The sequence below is a fragment of the Ideonella azotifigens genome, from assembly GCF_021043325.1.
Lineage (GTDB): Bacteria > Pseudomonadota > Gammaproteobacteria > Burkholderiales > Burkholderiaceae_C > Ideonella > Ideonella azotifigens.
Genome location: NZ_JAJNKD010000015.1, coordinates 1 through 16662, shown reverse-complemented (window position 1 = coordinate 16662; position 16662 = coordinate 1). Strand labels below are relative to the sequence as shown.

General features: G+C 68.3%; 9 protein-coding genes and 1 tRNA gene. 5 read left to right on the top strand and 5 right to left on the bottom strand.

The annotated features are described in order from the left end of the window. Nucleotides 1-44 precede the first annotated feature (44 nt). A complete protein-coding gene (locus LRH25_RS24580) occupies nt 45-1379 on the top strand; it encodes an AbiJ-related protein (protein ID WP_231012724.1) in 1335 nt (444 codons plus the stop codon). A gap of 247 nt (nt 1380-1626) precedes the next feature. Here the strand turns inward: LRH25_RS24580 and LRH25_RS24575 are convergent, their stop codons facing one another. From LRH25_RS24575 to LRH25_RS24555, 5 genes are all read right to left on the bottom strand, one after another. Then, complete coding sequence (locus LRH25_RS24575; RefSeq protein ID WP_231012722.1) at nt 1627-3723, bottom strand: site-2 protease family protein; 2097 nt, start codon at nt 3721-3723, stop codon at nt 1627-1629. Further along, a complete protein-coding gene (locus LRH25_RS24570) occupies nt 3720-5042 on the bottom strand; it encodes an efflux RND transporter periplasmic adaptor subunit (RefSeq protein ID WP_231012719.1) in 1323 nt (440 codons plus the stop codon). The genes LRH25_RS24575 and LRH25_RS24570 overlap by 4 nt, the downstream gene beginning before the upstream one ends. Then, nucleotides 5039-10546 (bottom strand): DUF4347 domain-containing protein, encoded by a 5508-nt coding sequence (locus LRH25_RS24565; protein WP_310742441.1) that lies wholly within the window; start codon nt 10544-10546, stop codon nt 5039-5041. Before LRH25_RS24565 ends, LRH25_RS24570 begins: the two co-directional genes overlap by 4 nt. A gap of 79 nt (nt 10547-10625) precedes the next feature. After that, nucleotides 10626-11387 carry an efflux RND transporter periplasmic adaptor subunit gene (locus LRH25_RS24560; protein WP_141287708.1) on the bottom strand — a complete coding sequence of 254 codons (762 nt, stop codon included), beginning with the start codon at nt 11385-11387 and terminating at the stop codon, nt 10626-10628. Beyond that, nucleotides 11387-12922: a TolC family protein gene (locus LRH25_RS24555; protein WP_231012717.1), complete on the bottom strand. Its 1536-nt coding sequence runs from the start codon at nt 12920-12922 to the stop codon at nt 11387-11389. The genes LRH25_RS24560 and LRH25_RS24555 overlap by 1 nt, the downstream gene beginning before the upstream one ends. A 211-nt stretch (nt 12923-13133) precedes the next feature. Here LRH25_RS24555 and LRH25_RS24550 point away from each other — a divergent pair, with 211 nt between their 5' ends. The 4 genes from LRH25_RS24550 (at nt 13134) to LRH25_RS24535 (ending at nt 16401) form a co-directional block, all read left to right on the top strand. Further along, a complete protein-coding gene (locus LRH25_RS24550) occupies nt 13134-13940 on the top strand; it encodes a hypothetical protein (protein ID WP_211361384.1) in 807 nt (268 codons plus the stop codon). A gap of 66 nt (nt 13941-14006) precedes the next feature. Continuing rightward, a tRNA-Ala gene (locus tag LRH25_RS24545) sits at nt 14007-14082 on the top strand. A gap of 363 nt (nt 14083-14445) precedes the next feature. Then, nucleotides 14446-14874: a universal stress protein gene (locus tag LRH25_RS24540; protein WP_141287710.1), complete on the top strand. Its 429-nt coding sequence runs from the start codon at nt 14446-14448 to the stop codon at nt 14872-14874. 849 nt (nt 14875-15723) lie between these two features. Continuing rightward, nucleotides 15724-16401 (top strand): TonB family protein, encoded by a 678-nt coding sequence (locus tag LRH25_RS24535; RefSeq protein WP_231012716.1) that lies wholly within the window; start codon nt 15724-15726, stop codon nt 16399-16401. Nucleotides 16402-16662: the final 261 nt, after the last annotated feature.

Here is a 16662-nt window from a genome sequence, read left to right as displayed (position 1 = left end):
ACGTTCCTGGGCTGCGCGACCTACTACGGCCGGTTGTCGGCGCCATGAAGGACGACGTGACTGACAGCCTGATTCCGCGCCTTTGCGACCGCATTGGCCTGCCTGCCCCCGGCGCGGCAATCTCCAAGCGAGAACGGCTATACGCCGCGTTCGACGCCCTGCCGGATGATCGCGTGCCAGGTTTTGCGCAGCGCTTGATCAATCTCGGGATGCTGACCTCGCAGGTGCGCAATTCGGTCCAGGACGTGCTCTGGGCGAACTTGCCGTGTGTCGAGGTCAGCAAGCGGCACCGCCGAGAACTCGCGCGGGCGCTGAACAAGCTGGATCGGATCTTCCGGAACTGGGAGCACACCGAAGCGCTGCTGCGTGCTGTCTTCGTGTTCGACACGAGCCTGACGGACTTCCTAGGCAGCAAGGTGGGCGAGTTGGAATGGGTACACCGGCACTTCTTCGCCTTCTCCGATGAGGCCGACGCCGACGCCGAGCAGATGTTTGAGATCTTGGGCGTCTTCGATCTTTCCAGCAATCGGTTCCAGGTGTTCATCGAGGGCATGGTGGCCGCAGACGTGCAAGTCGATGCGGACGCGCAGGTGGAGGTGGTCGAGGCCTGCAATGAGGTTCTGAGCACCTGCGGTGCTGAACTGCGTCAGGCGCGCGAAGAACACGGCTACCCTGTCTTTGAATTGGTCCCCCTGCGAAGCGCCCAAGGCCGACCGAAGACCCTGATCTTCGCGTCACGGGACAAACCTGACCTACGGTTCCAGGACGTCCTCAACAACGAGGTCGAGATCCTGTCCGATCCCTCCAATGTGTTGGTGTACGACCGGCCAATTATTGACGGCCTACGCTGGCGAGACCTACAGGCTTGGTGGGCTGAGCGCGAGCGCATCGCTGAAGCAAATAATGCAAAGGTCGACCTTTACCGTCGATTGAAGAGCAGCCTGCCGCTCAACTCACCGCCCCAGCTTCTGTTCTTCGAAACTTTCTTCAAGACATTTGGCGCTGACGTGCCAAGCCTCCCGGCGCTTCTGCCCGAGGTCTGGTTGCACTGGGATCCGAAGACTATCCATCAGCGTGGAGAACTAGCCTTCCTGAACCATCGGATGGACTTTCTCATGTTGCTGCCAGGCGGTCGGCGCTTCGTCTTCGAGGTCGACGGCAAGCAGCACTACGCTGTTGGCGATCTGGCCGAACCGAGGGAGTATGCGAGGCTCGCTGCCGGCACGCGTGATCTGCAACTCGCCGGGTACGAGGTATACCGATTCGGCGGCAGCGAGCTCGTCGGCAGGCACGGCCAAGAGTTGGTGTCGACCTTCTTCCGGATGCTATTCGAGGTCCATCGCGTTACTTCAAAGTTCTCAATGAACGTTGAGCGGTAGGTCTGCGGCAGTGAGATCGACAGCGCGGGCATCTGCAGTGCGATAGGCGATGCCGCGGCTCAGCCGCCACCGAGTGATCGCTCCCAGCCTGAGGTCACCAAACTGAAGCAATTTCCCACGGAAAAAGTTCAGTCTTGAATGAAAAGCAGGTTCAGCGTCGGCTCGCCGATGGCCGCTAAGTTGCTGACTCACAGCCGGCGACGTACAGCCTCCAGATAGGTCCGAAACGGAAACCTGTCCTGGGCCCTCAAAAGCCGGCTTCGCGCCAAAAAACGCTGAGCACGTGCCGTGCGATGCGCTTGACCATTGGCTCGGCGCGCGCGTGGATGCTGACCAGGCCGCGCCAGCTTTGCTCGGGCTCGTCATTGCCGCCGGCCACGTCCAGCGTCACGCGGTAGAGCGCCGTTTCGGGATAGAAGACCTCGCCTTGCTGGCGCACCGGCAGCTGGCCGCCGAGCGGGCTGGCGAGCAGTTTTTCGTTCAGCGTGCGGGCGGCGTCGCGCTCGATGCTGCGCACCTTCAGCTGCAGCGCGGGGCCGCGCAGCGCGTCGACGATGAACAGGCCTTCGTCGCCCACTGAGAGACGCCGTACTTCCTGCTCGTCTGCATAGGTGATGACTTGGCGTGGGCCGGTGGCGACCAGCCGGCCGAGCACTTCGTTCTGCGCCACCCAGTCGCCCACGTGCAGGTCCGGGTCCAGGTCGTAGAAGCGGCCGGCGAACGGCGCGGTGGGTGCGTAGCGTTGTGCGTCCGCCGAGACGGTGCGGGCTTCGGCCTGCGTGGCCTGCATCTGCTCGGCGGCGAGCTGCCAGTCGCGGCGCTGCTGCGCATCAAAAGCGGAAGCCGCGGCCAGGCCTTGCACGCTGGCGGCGCGGGCCTGGGCCTGCAGCGCGCGCAGTTGCAAGGCGGGCGACTCGATGGCGAACAGCGGCTCGCCCTGGCGCACTTCGTCGCCGTGCCGATGCGGCAAGGCGGTGACCCTTGCGCCGGCCGGCGCGTACAGCGTCAGCTGCTCGGCGGGCTGCAGCAGGCCCATGCCTGTCACGCGGCCCGGCAAGGGCAGCACGAACAGCAACACCAGCGCCAGCAGCGGCAAGGCCAGCAGCAGGCCGCGCCGGGGGTGGATGCGATCGCGCCGCGCCCACCAGGCCTTCAGCTCGCTGGCCACCGGCGCGGCAATGAACCACACCAGCTCGATGCCGAACAAGGCGATGCCGACCGCCTTGATGAAGAAGTGATAGACCAGCAGCGCCACGCCCAGGAACAGGCCCAGGCGGTACAGCCAGGTGCCCCAGGCAAAGGCGACCAGCGCCAGCGTCTTGCGGCGCGAGAAGGCTTCGGGCGCTGGCTCGCCGAGGCTGAACAGCATCTCGCGCAGTTGCCAGCGCGCCAGCGCAAAGGCGCGTGCGTGCAGGTTGGGCATGTTGACGGCGTCGGACAGCAGGAAGTAGCCGTCGAAGCGCATGAAGGGGCTGGCGTTGACCAGCAGCGTCGAGATCCAGGTGGTGCTGGAGAGCAGGAAGGCGGCAGTTTTCAAACCGCCCTCGGGCAGCCACAGCCAGGCCGCAGTGGCCCAGGCGGCGATCACCAGCTCGGCGCCAATGCCGGCCCCGGCGACGGCCAGCCGCTGGCGAGCGCGTGGCAGTTTCCAGACCTCCGTCGTGTCGGTGTAGGCCACCGGCCACAGCACCATCAGCGCCACGCCCATGGTCGGCACGCGGCAGCCGAAGCGCTTGGCCATCAGGCCGTGCGAGAGTTCGTGCGCCAGTTTCACGGCCGCCAGCGTCATGCCGTAAGCCGCCAGGCCTTGCCAGCTGAACAGGTCGACCAGCGTGCCGGCATAGGCCTCGGCATTGCGCAGCACCCCCGCCAGGCCCAGCAGGCCAACGATGAGCGTGAGCCCCAGGAAGCGGCGCGAGAACAGCGCCGAGAGCCGCGGCGCGAGCCAGCCCAGCAGGCGGTCTGCACGCAGCAGTGGCACGCGGAAAAACAGGTAGTGATGCAGCAGCCAGGTCCACACGCTGCCACGCTGGCGCTGCAGCCGGGCGGCCAGTTCGCGCGCCTGGCCTGCGGAGGGCTGCAGCAGCTGGTTCTGCTTCAGGAAGTCCTGCAGTCGCAGCACGTCAGCCTCGGCCAGCGTGAGCGTGGTGTCTTGCGACACGGCCGCGGCAATCTCGGCCGGCTGGCGCAGGTGCCAGCGGCTGAGGATTTCGAAGCTGGGCCAGTCGAGCTGGAAGAACTGGTTCTTCACCGGGTCGTGCAGCGTCCACGCTGGCTGGCCATCGGCCAGCCGGGGCGCCGGGTACAGGCCCAGCTCTTCGCGCAGGACAGCCAGGCTGGTCATAGCGCCATGTACTGCCTGGCCATGGCCAGTGGGCGGCGCAGCACCCAGTAGCCCAGCGGCACCCAGCCGGCCTGCAGCCGCGCGGTGCCTTTGAGGCCGATGCGGTGTTCGGTCGCCTCGCTGAGCTGGGCGCGCAAGCGGTAGGCGTAGTTGCCGTCGGGGCGCTGCACCGGATCGTGCGCGAGGTAGCGCAGCGTGGCGGGCACCGGGTCCAGCGGCGTGGCGGCGAGGTAGAGGCGCAGCTCGGCGCCCGCGGGCAGCGGCAAGGCATCACCCACCGGCAGCCAGGCCTCGACCTCGACCTGCTTCGGGTCCACCACGCGCAGGATGCGCTCGCCGGTGCGCACCGGGCGGCCTTCCCATTCGGAAGGGTCGTCGAAGATGGCGATGCCGGCGCGGGGCGACAGCACGCGCGAGCGGGCGAACTGGTCTTGGAGGAAGGCGGCCTCGGCGCGCTTTTCCTCGATCTTGCCCATGGCCGCAGCGAGCTGGCCTTTGGCGTGCGGGTCGGCCAGCGCGAGCTGCGCGGCCTGGCGGTATTCGGTTTCGGCGGTGGCCAGCGCCTGGCGCGCCACGTCCAGCCGGCTGGCAATCGGCGCCTGGTCGAAGCTGAACAAGGGCTGGCCTTGGGTCACGGCCTGGTTGGGCTGGACCTGGAAACGTTCGACCACGCCGTCCAGCGGCGCGCGCACGACCAAAGCGTCTGCCGCGACCAGTTCGGCCGGTGCCAGCACCGAGAGCCGCACGGGGATCAACAAGAGCAACAGCAACGCTGCAGCGACCTGCACAGGGCGGCGGCGCCACCAGGCACGCGGCGCGGCCTCGGGCGAGCTCGCAGAGCGCCACCAGCGGCGCGCCGGATGCAGCGCCTGCCAGGCGTGTGCCCACACGTGCAGCCATTCCTGCAACAGCGGCAGAGCGGCTTCTGGCACAGGCTCGTCAGACGCCAGCAGCAGGCCACCGGCCGCAGTGCCAGGCAAAGGCAGCCACAGCGCCTGCGCCGGCAGCCACTCGGACCATTCGGCGGCGAGTTCGGCCGGCAACGCGGCGCGGTCCACCACGCCCTGCCCGGCCTGGCTCGCGAGGTGCGCGCACAGGCGCTGCACCCACAGCGCATACGGCGCGTTGCGGTCCGGCTCGACGACGCCGGACAGGCCGCGCACGCCCGTGCCGGCCAGCCACAGCGCGGCCTGCCGGTAGTGCAGCAGCGAGCGGCTGTCGTTGACCAGCAGGAACACCAGCTCCTCGCTGCTGCGTGCCTCGCGCGCCTGGTGGGCAAGCGACAGCAGCGGAATCAGCGGGCTGGCCGTGTCGTTCAACTGCGGGCTCCTGGCGAGCGGGTGTCATGCGCTGCCAGCGTGTGACGCTGGCCGGCAGATTTGAGTTGCTCGCTGAGCGCCGGGCGCGCGGCCAGGCGCGGTGCGGCATCGCCTTGCGGGGCTTCGGATGAAGGACCGGCCGGCGCGGACTCGGCAGCGGGCTCGGCTGCATCGATGTCGACGGTCGTCTGCACCAGGTTGCCATTCGCATCGCGCGTGGTCAGCACGACGTGCAGGCCTTTGAAGCCGGGCGGCGCCTGACCGCTCAGCGTGCCTTTGACCGGGTCGAACTTCAACCACGCAGGCAGCGGCCGGCCATCGACCAGACGGGCGGCCTGCACCGCGCTGGCATCGCTGGCGGCAGGCGGCATGGCGAACTGAACCAGGCCGTCTCGGCCGACCTCGACCGTGGTGGCAAGGAGCGTGGGCGAAGCGGGTTCGGCAACGGCCGCGACTTCGAATGCGGTGCCGGCGCGCGAAGCGAGCGCGGACAGACCCGTCGCCGAATCGCGTGGCGGCGCGGTGACCGCCGGCAGAGGCATCAACGCGGCCGCATCGTGCACGGGGACCGGCGGCGGTGCAGGTGAGGTCACTGGCGTGGCCGGCGCTGCATCGGGGTTCACCAGCTGTGGCGGCCGCGCAATGGGAACGGGTGCGGGTGCGGGTGCGGGTGCAGGCGATGGTGCCGGCGTGGGCACAGGTGCCGGCGCGGGTGGCGGGGGCGGGGGCGGTGGCTCCGGCGTGGGTGCGGGCGTGGGTGCGGGCGTTGGTGCCGGTGCAGGCGCCGGATCGGGTGCGGGCGCCGGCGGCTCGGGTGCCGGCGCCGGTGCAGGGGGCTCGGGCGCAGGCGCTGGTTCCGGTGCGGGTGCGGGCGCTGGCTCAGGTGCTGGCGCCGGCTCGGGTGCGGGTGCGGTTGGCGGGGGTGGCGGAGCGACGACGGTGGCGGACGCATCCGAGGCCACGTCGACCACCGCGCCGTGGGTGTCAGTGACGGTGGCGACCGCACGCAGTGCGAGGCCGGCCATCGCGTCGCTGAGCAGCAGCGTGCTGCCGCTTGTGCCTGCCACGTCGACCCACTGGCCGTTGCCATCCCGAACCTGCCAGCGCAGCGTGGTGCCGGCCACGCCTTCGGCATCGGTCAGCGCGGGTGCAGCGGTCAGCACCTGGCCGACGACCACGTTGCCGCTGACGGCGACGCCGCCTTGCGGCGCGTCGTCCACACCAGCGATGTGCACCACCAGGTTGCTGTGCGCGGCCAGGCTGCCGTCGGAGACGGTGAGTGCGAAGCTTTCCTGCGCAGTGCCGGCCGTGGCGTTGACCGCAGCAGCATCGGGCACGTAGACGTACAAGCCGCTGCCGCTGTTCAGCCACAGCGTGCCGAAGCTGCCGGCTTTGTAGCTGTCGTAGCTGTGGCCGCCCACGGTGGCCGAGCCGGCACTGCCGCCGTCAATGCTGAACTGCAGTGTGAGGCCGAGGTCGCCGCTGGCCGAGAGTTGGCCAGTGACGTTGGCAAAACTGTCGCTGGCCGCAGTGTCGGTGAGCTGGATGCTGGCCGGTGTGCCGAGCAAAGGTGCGTGGTGCAGCCCGGCGACGGCCAGGCTGAAGTCGCTGCTGACGCTGGCGCCGCTGCCGTCGGTGGCCGTCACGCGCACGCTGATGGCGCCCACATCGGCCTGCCCCGGCGTGCCGCTGAACTGGCCGGTGCCGGCATTGAAGCTGAGCCAGCTCGGAAGCGGAGAACCGCTGGCCAGCGTGGCGCTGAGCGTGAGGGTGTCGCCCACGTCCACGTCGGCAAAGCTGTTGCCTGGCAGCGTGAAGCTGAAGGCGCTGCCTTCGGTGGCGTTTTGCGCGGCAATGCCGGTGGCGGTGGGCGCCGCGTTCAGCGCAGCCAGCGCCAGGTCGTTGCCGTCGCCGCCGGCCTGCGCCAGCTGCAGCGGGTGGCCGTCATTGGTCGTGAAAGTGGCACCGTCGGCCAGGTTGGCGAAGCTGCCGTTGATGGCGTCTGCGGCGTCGTTGGCGATCAGCACGAGGTTGTCACCCGCCGACACGGCCCCGTTGACCACTGCCAGGCTGAGCGAGCCGCCATTGAGCGTGACGCTGCCGTGCACGACGATCTGGTCGTGCCCGCTGCCGGGCGTGGCACCGGCCACGTCGGCCGCGTAAGTGCTGCCGTCCTGCATCACCAGGCCGCTGTTCAGCGTCAGCGTGCCGGCGCCGTTGCCAGCGCTGGTGCCGGGGGCGATGGTGCCGCCGGAATTCACGACGACCACGCCGGCGACGCTGCCGGTGCCGGCCAGGGTGCCGCCGCTGGCGACCGCCAGCACGCTGGTGTTGGCAAGGCTGCCGGTGAGGTTCAGCGTGCCGCCAGCCACTGTCGTGCTGCCTGTGTAGGTGTTGGTGTTGCTCAGCGTGAGCTTGCCGCTGCCTTGAGTGCTCAAGGCGCCGCCACCGCTGATCACGCCGCTGAGTGTGGCTGCCGCGCTGCTGCTGATGGCGGAGTCAATGGCCAGCGAGATTGCGTTGTCTATCGTCGTCGCGCCGGTGATGCTGAGGCTGCCGCCGTTGAGCGTGACGGTGCCACTGCCCAGGTTGCTGTCACTGGCCACGCTGAGGGTGCCTTCGTAGAGGCGCGTCTGGCCGCTGTGCGTGCCGGAGTTGCCGCTGTTGGCCAGCACCAGCGTGCCGCTGCCGAACTTGCTCAGCGTGGCGCTGCCGGAGAGTGCGCCGCTGAGCGTCACGCTGCCGGTGCTGACGGTCAGGTTGCCACTGGTGTTGAGCGCGATGGCGTTGTCTATCGTGGTGCTGCCGGTGACGCTCAGCGCGCCGCCGTTCAGCGTCAGCGTGCCGGCGCCCAGGTTGGCGTCGCCCGCCACGCTGAGCGTGCCGACGTAGACCCGGATGCCACCGCTGAAGCTGCCCGAATTGCTGCCCGAGAGCGTGAAGCTGCCGCTGCCGCGTTTGTACAGCTGGCCACTGCCGCTGAGCGTGCCGGCGAAGTTGGTGCTGGCGTTGTCGCCGCCGGTGGTCAGCGAGAGGCTGCCCATGGCCACGCTGCCGCTGCCGGCCAGCGAGCCGATGGCTTCGCTGGCAGCCAGGCTGAGGGTGGCGCCAGACGACACGGTGACGGCGCTGGTGTCGGCCAGCGCCAGGCCGCCGACAAGCGCCAGCGTGCCGGCCGAAACCGTGGTGCTGCCGGTGTAGGTGTTGGCGCCGCTGAGCGTGAACGTGCCGCTGCCGGCCTTGGTGATGCCGTTGCTGCCGCTGGACGAGATCACGCCGGAGAAAGTGGTGCTTGTGTTGTCGCCGCCAGTGGTCAGCCGGTAGCCAAGCACAACGTTGCCGGCGCCGGCCAGCGAGCCGATGGTTTCGTTGCCGCCAGCCAGCGTGAGGGTGGCGCCGCTGGCCACGATCACAGCGCCAGTGTTGGCAATCGAGCTGCCGCCACTGAGGCTGAGGCCGCCGGCCGAGATCGTGGTCGCCCCCGTGTACGTATTGGCGCCAGAGAGCGACAGCGTGCCGCTGCCGGCCTTGACCAGGCCGCCGCTGCCGTAGATCACGCCGCTGAAGGTGGTGGAGGCGTTGTTGCCGCCGGTGGTCAGCGTGTAGGAGTCCAGTGCCACGTTGGCGCTGCCGGCCAGCGAGCCGATGGTTTCGTCCGCAATCAGGCTTAGCGTGCCGTCGTTGATCGTGACCGCGACGCTGTCGGCAAGCGCCGCGCCGCCGGACAGCGCCAGCGTGCCGTCGGTGACGGTGACAGCGCCGGTGAAGCTGTTGCTGCCGCTGAGCGTGACCTGACCAGCACCGGTCTTGACCAGGTCGCCGCTGCCGGAAATCGCGCCGGACAGCGTGACGGCACCGCTGTTGTCGACCGTGCCGCCAAGGCCGCCCAGGCTGATGTCGTGGCCGATGGTGCTGGTGCCGGTGAGGGACAGCGTGCCGCCGTTGAGCGACAGCGCGCCGCTGCCCAGGTCGTCGTTCTGGTCGATGGCGATCGTGCCTTCGCGCACCAGCGTGTCGCCACTGAAGCTACCGGCATTGCCAACGTTGGCCAGCACCAGCGTGCCGTCGCCGAATTTCAGCAGCATGTCGGCGCCACTCAGCTGGCCGGTCAGCGCGATGGTCACGCCGTTGGCCACCGAGACTTCGCCGTACTGCGCGACGATGTCGAGGTTGTTGGCAATGTCCGCACCGCCGGCGGTGACGCTCAGCGTGCCGCCGTTCAGCGACAGCGTGCCGCCGCCAAGCTGGCTGCCGTCGTACACCGTCAGCAGGGCGTTGCGCACCATCGTGCCCGCGGCGTAGGTGTTGGCGCCCGAGAGCGTCAACGTGACGTTGTCCACCGTGAGGCTGCCGCTGGCGCCGCTGATGTTGGATGAGATGGCCAGGCTGTCACCGCCGCCGGCCACGTTCAGCGCGCCGTTGAGTTCAAGGTCAGCGCCGGTGATGGTCAGCGTATCGGTCGGGTCGATGTCGAAAACGATGCCGTCGAGCACCGTGAGGTTGCTGCTCAGCGCAATCGTCTGCCCCCCGATCAGGTTGGGCGTGCCGACGCTGCCGAACTGCAGCGTGTCGCCGTCCTGAGCCCAGTGCATGGCCTCGCGCAGCGACAGGCCGGTGCCGTCGTTTTCGTCGTCGGCCAGGTTGGCGCCAAAGCTGGTGTCGGCGCCGCCGCTGGTGTCGTCGCTGGTGGTGACGATCAGCGTGGCCAGGTGGCCGGAGAAGGCTTGCTGGGCGGCGCTGCTCAGCGCCAGGCGGCTTTCGATGGCGCCGGTCGAGACCTCCAGCGTCCAGTCGCTGCCGCCTTGGGCCGAGCCTGTGTTGTCGTTGGACGCGGCGACGTCCGCACCGGTCGCGGCGGCCAGCGCATGGATGAAGTTTTCGCCGGTGCCGCTGGCGACGCGGCAGCCGTAGAGCAGCAGGTCGCCGCCGGGGCTCAGTGCAGCACCCAGTGTCGCGAGGTCGGCGGATCGGCTGGCAACGGTGTTCGCGTCCAGCGTGAGCGAACCCAGGTACACCTGGCCTTCGGCGCCGTGGCTCAGCACCTGGATAGAGTCCAGTCCGCTGCGGCCTTGCAGCGCAGTGAGCATCTGCGTCAGGCCGTCCTGCGCCGGGTCCAGCAGCACCACATCAGCGCCTGGCAGCACGCCGTCGCGCAGCGCCTGCCAGCCCTGGATACTGGTGTCGATGAAGACAATGTCCTGCGGGCTCGGCTTGTCCTGTTCGTGCACGGCGACGGCGGCGGGAACGGCGTCTGCAAGCCGCGCAACGGCGTCGGCCAATGCGGCCCCGTGGCTGGCCTCTGGCATGGCGGCAGGCGCCTCATGGTGCAGCGCTTCGGCAGCGGCGGTGACCGCGGCGGCGTCGAACATCAGCCGAGGCTCCAGCACCATCGGGCGCACGACGGTGCGGAGCTGCGCCGGTGCGCGCGGCTCGGCAGGACTGCCGGTCAAGGCGCCCAGGCGGCGGACGACGTCATGCCAGATGCTGCGGGGAAGGCGATTCATAGGGCGTGATGTCGGTTCGGCGGGCGGCGGCCCGGAGGCAGCGCAGGCGCTGCCGAAGGAGGAAGAACTGAAGCTGCGCTCAGCGGGCCGGCACGTCGACGATGACGCGCCCGCTCATGCCGGCGACCAGCTCGGGAAAACGCCCGCGGATCTGCGCGGTGAACTTGACCGACTGGCTGACCGGGTCGACCTTGGCCGCCGTGCGCACAACGCCCGCCGGGTAGGTCTTGCCGGTCTCGTCGATGCGGATCTCGAAAGGCGAATTGACCTTCAGGAAGGACATCCAGTGCGAGGGCGCGATGAACTCCAGCTCCAGCGTGGAGTCGTCCATGATCTCCAGCAGCGTCTGGCCGGGCTGCACGTACTGCTGCTCGCGCACCTTCTGCTCCGAGACGCGGCCGGCAAACGGCGCGGCGATGTGGCACTTGCCGAGCAGGATGTTGTTGTACGAGAGGTCGGCCCGGGCCTTGGCGGCTTCGGTCCCCGCGATCTCCAGCTCCAGCTTGCCGGCCGAGTTCAGCTCGGAGAGCCGCGTGGTGGACTGCAGCGTCGCGTCGGCCGCAGCCAGCACGGCCTTGGACTTCTGCAGCTGCGCCTGCTGCAGCGAGCAGTCGAACTGCACCAGCGTCTGCCCGGCCTTGAAGGCGCCGCCTTCGGGCACCGGCAAGCTCTGGACCTTGGCGCCGACTTCGGCGGCCAGCGTGGTGAAGCGCTTGGGCGTGAGCTGCGCGCGGATCTCGCGCAGTTCGGGCCGCGCGGGCTCGGCGGCTTCGGTGCCGAAGCTGACCAGCGCGGCAAACGACAGCGTGGCAACGGTGGTGCAGAAAACAATCGCGCGCATCACGGCACCGCCTTGGTGGTGTCAGCCGACACGGCCGGTTCTGCGGGCAGCGTGCCGGCATCCCAGGCTTTCAGCACGCCCGCGACGGCCAGCGTCAGGTCGGCCAGCGGCATGGCCTCCGGCGCGGTGAGGCGCGGCTCCAGGCCCAGCGTGGCCTGCAGCTTGGATGCGGCGGCCTGCACGTTGGACAGGGCCTGGTAGCGGCGCAGCTGCGACAGGATGGCCGCCGTCTGCTGGGCCACGCGTTCCTGCTGGGTCTGGCGCGCGGCGGCTTCCTGGTTCGCCACATGCTTGGCAATGCGGCTGTCGACCTGGGCGATGGCGTCGGCCCGCTCGTACTGGCGCACCGCGTTGCCGTATTGCAGGCGCGCCAGGTGCAGCTGCGAGATCACCGCCATCTGCGTGCTCATGCGCTTCTGGTCGGCCAGCTGCACGCCGGCCTGGGCCATCTTCGTTTGCGAAATCGCCGAGAGCACGCCCAGCAGGTTGAACGACAGCTGCAGGCCGGTCTCGTTCCAGGACTGGTTGATCAGGTACTGGTCATTGCTGGAGCGCAGCGCGTAGTTGAACGACAGGCCGGGGAACATCTTCAGCATGGCCTTGCGGGTTTCGGCCTGGGCGATGCGGCTGCTGTAGATGCTCTCGCGCAGCTCGGCGTTCTGCGACAGCGCGTAGGTTTCCAGTTGCTCCACCGGCTGGTTCAACCAGGCAGTGGCGGGTGCTGCAGCCGGCTCGATCACGGTGATGGCCTGGCCGCCGGGCGCGCCGATCAGCTGCGCGAGTTCGATGCGCGCGCTGTTCAGTTCCTGGTCCACCAGTTCCAGCAGGCGCAGGTTCTCCAGCAACTGGCGCTGGTAGCGCAGCGGCTCCAGCGGCGAGCGCAGGCCTTCCTGCTCGATCTTGCGGGCGTCTGCCAGCGCCTGCTCGGCCACCTGGGTGGTGGCCTGCAGTTCGCCGCTGAGCTTCTGCGCCGCGGCGACGCGCCAGAACGCGGTGCGCACGTCCTGCACCAGCAGGTGCTGGGCGCGGCGGCTGCGTTCGGTGGCGATCAGGAAACGGTCCGCGCTCTGGCGGGCCGCGTAGTAGCTCTGGCCGAAGTCCAGCAAGCTCCACGAGAAGGAGAGGTCCACGCCGGTGGCTTCGCGGCTGGAGGAAATCGTCTGGCCGCCAATCACGGTGCCGGTGGCCAGGTCCTTGCTGAGCACCAGCAGGTCGTTGTCGCGGTTGCGGTAGCCGGCCGAAGCCACCAGGCGCGGCAGCATGTCCAGGTTGGCCGCGTCCAGCCCGCCAAAAGCCACCACCTCTTCCATGCGGCGCACGCGGCGCTCGGCGTTGTACTTGAGGGCCCGGGCAATGGCGGCTTCGAGGCTCAACGGGCCGTCCAACGGCGCGGCGTTCTGCTGCAGCGCGAGCTTGTCGGCCTGGGTGATGTCGCTGATCTCGGCGCCGGCCAGCGGCTGCGGCTGCAGCGAGGCGCAGGCACTCAGGGCGAGCGCCGCGGCAGCCACGAGCAAGGTCTTGGCAAATGCAAGCATGGTGATTCTTGTAGGAAGTTCGAAGCGCCGCAGGGCCGTGCGCAAAGCGTGTGAGACCGAGCTCGCAGCATAGGAAGGCTGGGCGCAAGCAAGGGTGCACAGAAGCGGGGCGAAACACCTCTGTCTCTGGCGACCGCCCATCGGCCCGGCGGCGCGGATGCGTTGCAGAATCGACTGTGTGAAGCCATGCCTGCCCCAGGAAATCGTGCCCGTGGACGCCGCCCAGGTGGCGCTGACCGCCCAATGCCTGGGACCGTTGACCGACCAGTTGATGCCTTACTTCCTGGCCCTGCGTGCCGAAACAGACGCGGTGCTGGCCAAGCGCCTCCCGCTGGCCGGCGGCAAGGCCTACCCATACGGCCGCTGCGAGGAGATCACGCAGGACCTGTACGCCCGGCTGGCGCAACGCCTGACAAAGCCGGCCGATCCGGTCACGCAGGCATTGCACGACTTCGTCGCCCAAGGGGGCGTGGTGCGCAGCATCTGGGGCGTGCTGCGCGAGCAGTATTTCCAGAACGCGATCCAGTTCGGCGCGCTGTACGTGGACGTGTCCAACGACACGGTGTTCGTCACCAAACCGCAGATCGAGATCCTGCCCATCGAACAGTCCGGTTTGGTGCCGGTGCGCGACCTGGCGCACTTCCGCCAGACGGCCGAGCGCTACTGGCACGCGACGGTCTACGCCAACCACCTAGTGCCGACGCTCGCCCCCTTGCTGCCCATCATCACGGTCAGCGCCGGCAAGCTGCGGCCAGGGCTGCAGTCGGCCTGCGACTACATGATCGACCTGATGCGCCGCGACGCTTTCCAGCAGGCCGAAGCCTGGCTGCGCGATGGCCCGGCGCCACCACCGGAACTGCAGTTGCCAGACCTGCCGGCCGACCTGCGCCCCTGGACCACGGACACGCGGCAAGAGGCTGTGCAAGCCTGCCGGCGCGCCCGTGCAGCGGGCTGTCAGCTTGACGCCGAATGGCGCACCGCCAGGGTGCTGGACTACCTGCGCTCGATTCGCGCCTAACCCGGTGAAAGTGCTGAGATTCACGCCTCTGCGGCCCAATTTCGCGCTGCTATACTGAATTGCAGTGGGGGTGTAGCTCAGCTGGGAGAGCGTCGCGTTCGCAATGCGAAGGTCAGGAGTTCGATCCTCCTCATCTCCACCACTGCTCCGCCAGGATTCAGCGTGAATCCGGCGAGCTCCCTGGAACCACTGAGGCGTCGTCATGGCCGGCCCGTGTGTCCCGTCAGGGCCCAACCACCAGGGTCCACCTCCCTGTCGAAACCAAGACCGACGCATCCGCCATTCGGGCGGCTCGCGCGTCTGCGCGCAGCCAGCTGGCTGGTTTGCGTTGGATCAAGCGACCGCCGGTGCGGCGGTGTTGAACTCGGGGCGACACAGCACTGGTTGCCTGCCGATCCGTCTGCCAGCCAGGGCTGCTTCCTCACCACATTGCCCAATACAAGCCCTTGCGGCGCATGCCCCCGCTCGATGAGCAGGACAGTGCCGCATCAGACAGGATGCCCGCATGAAAATTCTCGTCGCCACCGATGGCTCGAAGCCCGCCTTGCATGCCGTCAAGTACGCCATCAAGTTGCTGCAGTCGCTCTCGTCCACCAGCAACACCGTCACCCTGATCAGCGTGCACGACGATGTCGGGCTGCGGCATGCCAAGGCCTTCGTGGGCAAGGAGGCCGTGGCCGACTACTTGCGTGAACTCAGCGAGAAGGAACTCAAGCCCGCCAGGAAGCTGCTCGATTCGGCCGGCATCAAGCACGACATGGAAGTGCGCACAGGCCACGTCGCACAGGAAATCGTGCATTGCGCGAAGGCGGGCAAGTTCGACCTGATTGCGCTTGGCGCAAAAGGCCGCGGCGCCGTCGCCGACCTGCTGCTCGGCTCGGCCGCGCAGCGCGTGCTGGCGACCGCCGAAATGCCTGTCGTGCTTGTGAAGTGAACCGCCGCGTCTTCGCCGCCGATCCCGAAAGCCGGCGGCAACTGGCCCGTCGGTGACGACCGGCTGAGCGAGGCCAAGGCTCGCCTGCGCCTGGCCCGCGACGGGCCGAACGAATCAGCGGTGCGCAAGCTGCGCAGCGTGTTGAAGCCGGCACGCAAGGTGGCATCCGAACCGATGTGGCTGCCCTTGCTCGCGGTGCATGCGGGCGCCAGGGTCTGGGTGCGCGTGCCATGCTCGGCAACGCCGCTTCCAAGCGCCAGTTCGGCCGTGGTGGCGGGCACGCTGGCCGTACTGGGCACCGTATGCCCATTACCTCCTACAGCGGACCATTCTCGTTCTCGGCGCCCGCTACTGTGGCGCTGCTGGCGGCAGACTGCATGGCCAGGCCGGGCCTGCTGTGGTTCGAGGCTGTCAAACTCTTCCGGCGCCGTTGGCGACGATCAGGCAATTTAGCGCGCAGCCGCGTCTGGTCACGCCTCCTTGCACCTGCAGGGGGAATTCCCTTTCTGCGCCACGCGCCGCGGCACGCGGTTTGCCTCTTGTCCCGAGTCAAAGCGGCAAATGCGCCAAGTTGGTGCCCGGTTGGGAAGGAGCACTGGCACAAAAATCGCTTCCAGGATCCGCTTTGTCCAAGTGCTGCGGCTGACCGCGACTGAAGCACTGCAACACTCGGCAAACAGCCCTTTCAACCGGCTGGTTACAAGGGCTGAAGCCGGTTTTGCCGTGAATCATTAGGGTCAAGCCTGTAATGGCAGGCAGAAATTGCCCGCTATAGTGGCGTTTTTCGCGGCCCAAAAGGCCGTTGCCGATGAGAAAGACAGCGTCCTTCGAGGGCGACTGGAGGAATGAGTGGATTTCGCTGAATCGCAGCGCAGCCCCCGCAAGCACCCTGTGGGGCTGATGGTGGTGATCGTGCTGCACGTTTTGCTGGGCTACGCCCTGGTGAGTGGCTTGGCACGTCGGGTCGTGGAGGTCGCCATCAAGCCGGTGGAGACCAAGCTGATCGAAGAGATCAAGCCGCCGCCACCGCCGCCGCCGGAGAACCTGCCGCCGCCGCCCAAGAACCTGCCGCCGCCGCCAGCCTTCGTGCCACCGCCGGAAGTGCAGGTGGCACCGCAGCCGGTCGCGCCGACCATCACGACGACGACGGTGGCACCGCCGCCTGCGCCGGTCACCATCACCCCAGCGGCACCGGCGCCACCCGCACCGCCAGCACCGCCGCGTGCAGCCGCCCGGCCCGCCATTGGCAACATTTCCGCGTGCGCCCCCACGGGCGCTGACTACCCTGCCGCTGCGACCCGGGCTGAAGCCACTGGCACGACCCGCATTCGCTTCACAGTGGATGCCCAAGGCAAGCTGGCCAAGGCTGAAGTGGTGAAGGCCGCTGGCCCCAGCCGCGAGCACAAGCTGCTGGACCGCATCGCACTCGACAAGCTCAGCGGTTGCGTCTTCAAGGCTGGTGCTGACGAAAACGGCCAGCCCACGGGCGGCACTTTCGAAGTCGAGTACGTCTGGAAGCTGGAGTGAATTTCCAGCAACTGAAAGTCCGCTAGTCGTTGGGTGGCGGTCCTGGCAAGAGGCTGTCGCCAATCAAGCTTTCACTGCCGCGAGAAAGACATCAGATCTGCCGCGCGACAGTCATCCTCAGTCGCCCTGCCCCTTTCGTGGCCGCAACGGCCCGCCGGGCAAGGCATTTGTCCCTGTTTTGTTCCCTGGAGTGAGTCCATGTCCTTTCTGAAACAACTGCGCGCGCCGCTGCTGGCGGTCACCCTCGCCACGGCCGGCCTG

Excerpts from the sequence above, each read along its gene's own strand:
- LRH25_RS24575 (WP_231012722.1), bottom strand. The coding sequence starts at position 3,723 with ATGACCAGCCTGGCTGTCCTGCGCGAAGAGCTGGGCCTGTACCCGGCG.
- LRH25_RS24555 (WP_231012717.1), bottom strand. The coding sequence starts at position 12,922 with ATGCTTGCATTTGCCAAGACCTTGCTCGTGGCTGCCGCGGCGCTCGCC.
- LRH25_RS24565 (WP_310742441.1), bottom strand. The coding sequence starts at position 10,546 with ATGAATCGCCTTCCCCGCAGCATCTGGCATGACGTCGTCCGCCGCCTG.
- LRH25_RS24560 (WP_141287708.1), bottom strand. The coding sequence starts at position 11,387 with ATGCGCGCGATTGTTTTCTGCACCACCGTTGCCACGCTGTCGTTTGCC.
- LRH25_RS24540 (WP_141287710.1), top strand. The coding sequence starts at position 14,446 with ATGAAAATTCTCGTCGCCACCGATGGCTCGAAGCCCGCCTTGCATGCC.
- LRH25_RS24580 (WP_231012724.1), top strand. The coding sequence starts at position 45 with ATGAAGGACGACGTGACTGACAGCCTGATTCCGCGCCTTTGCGACCGC.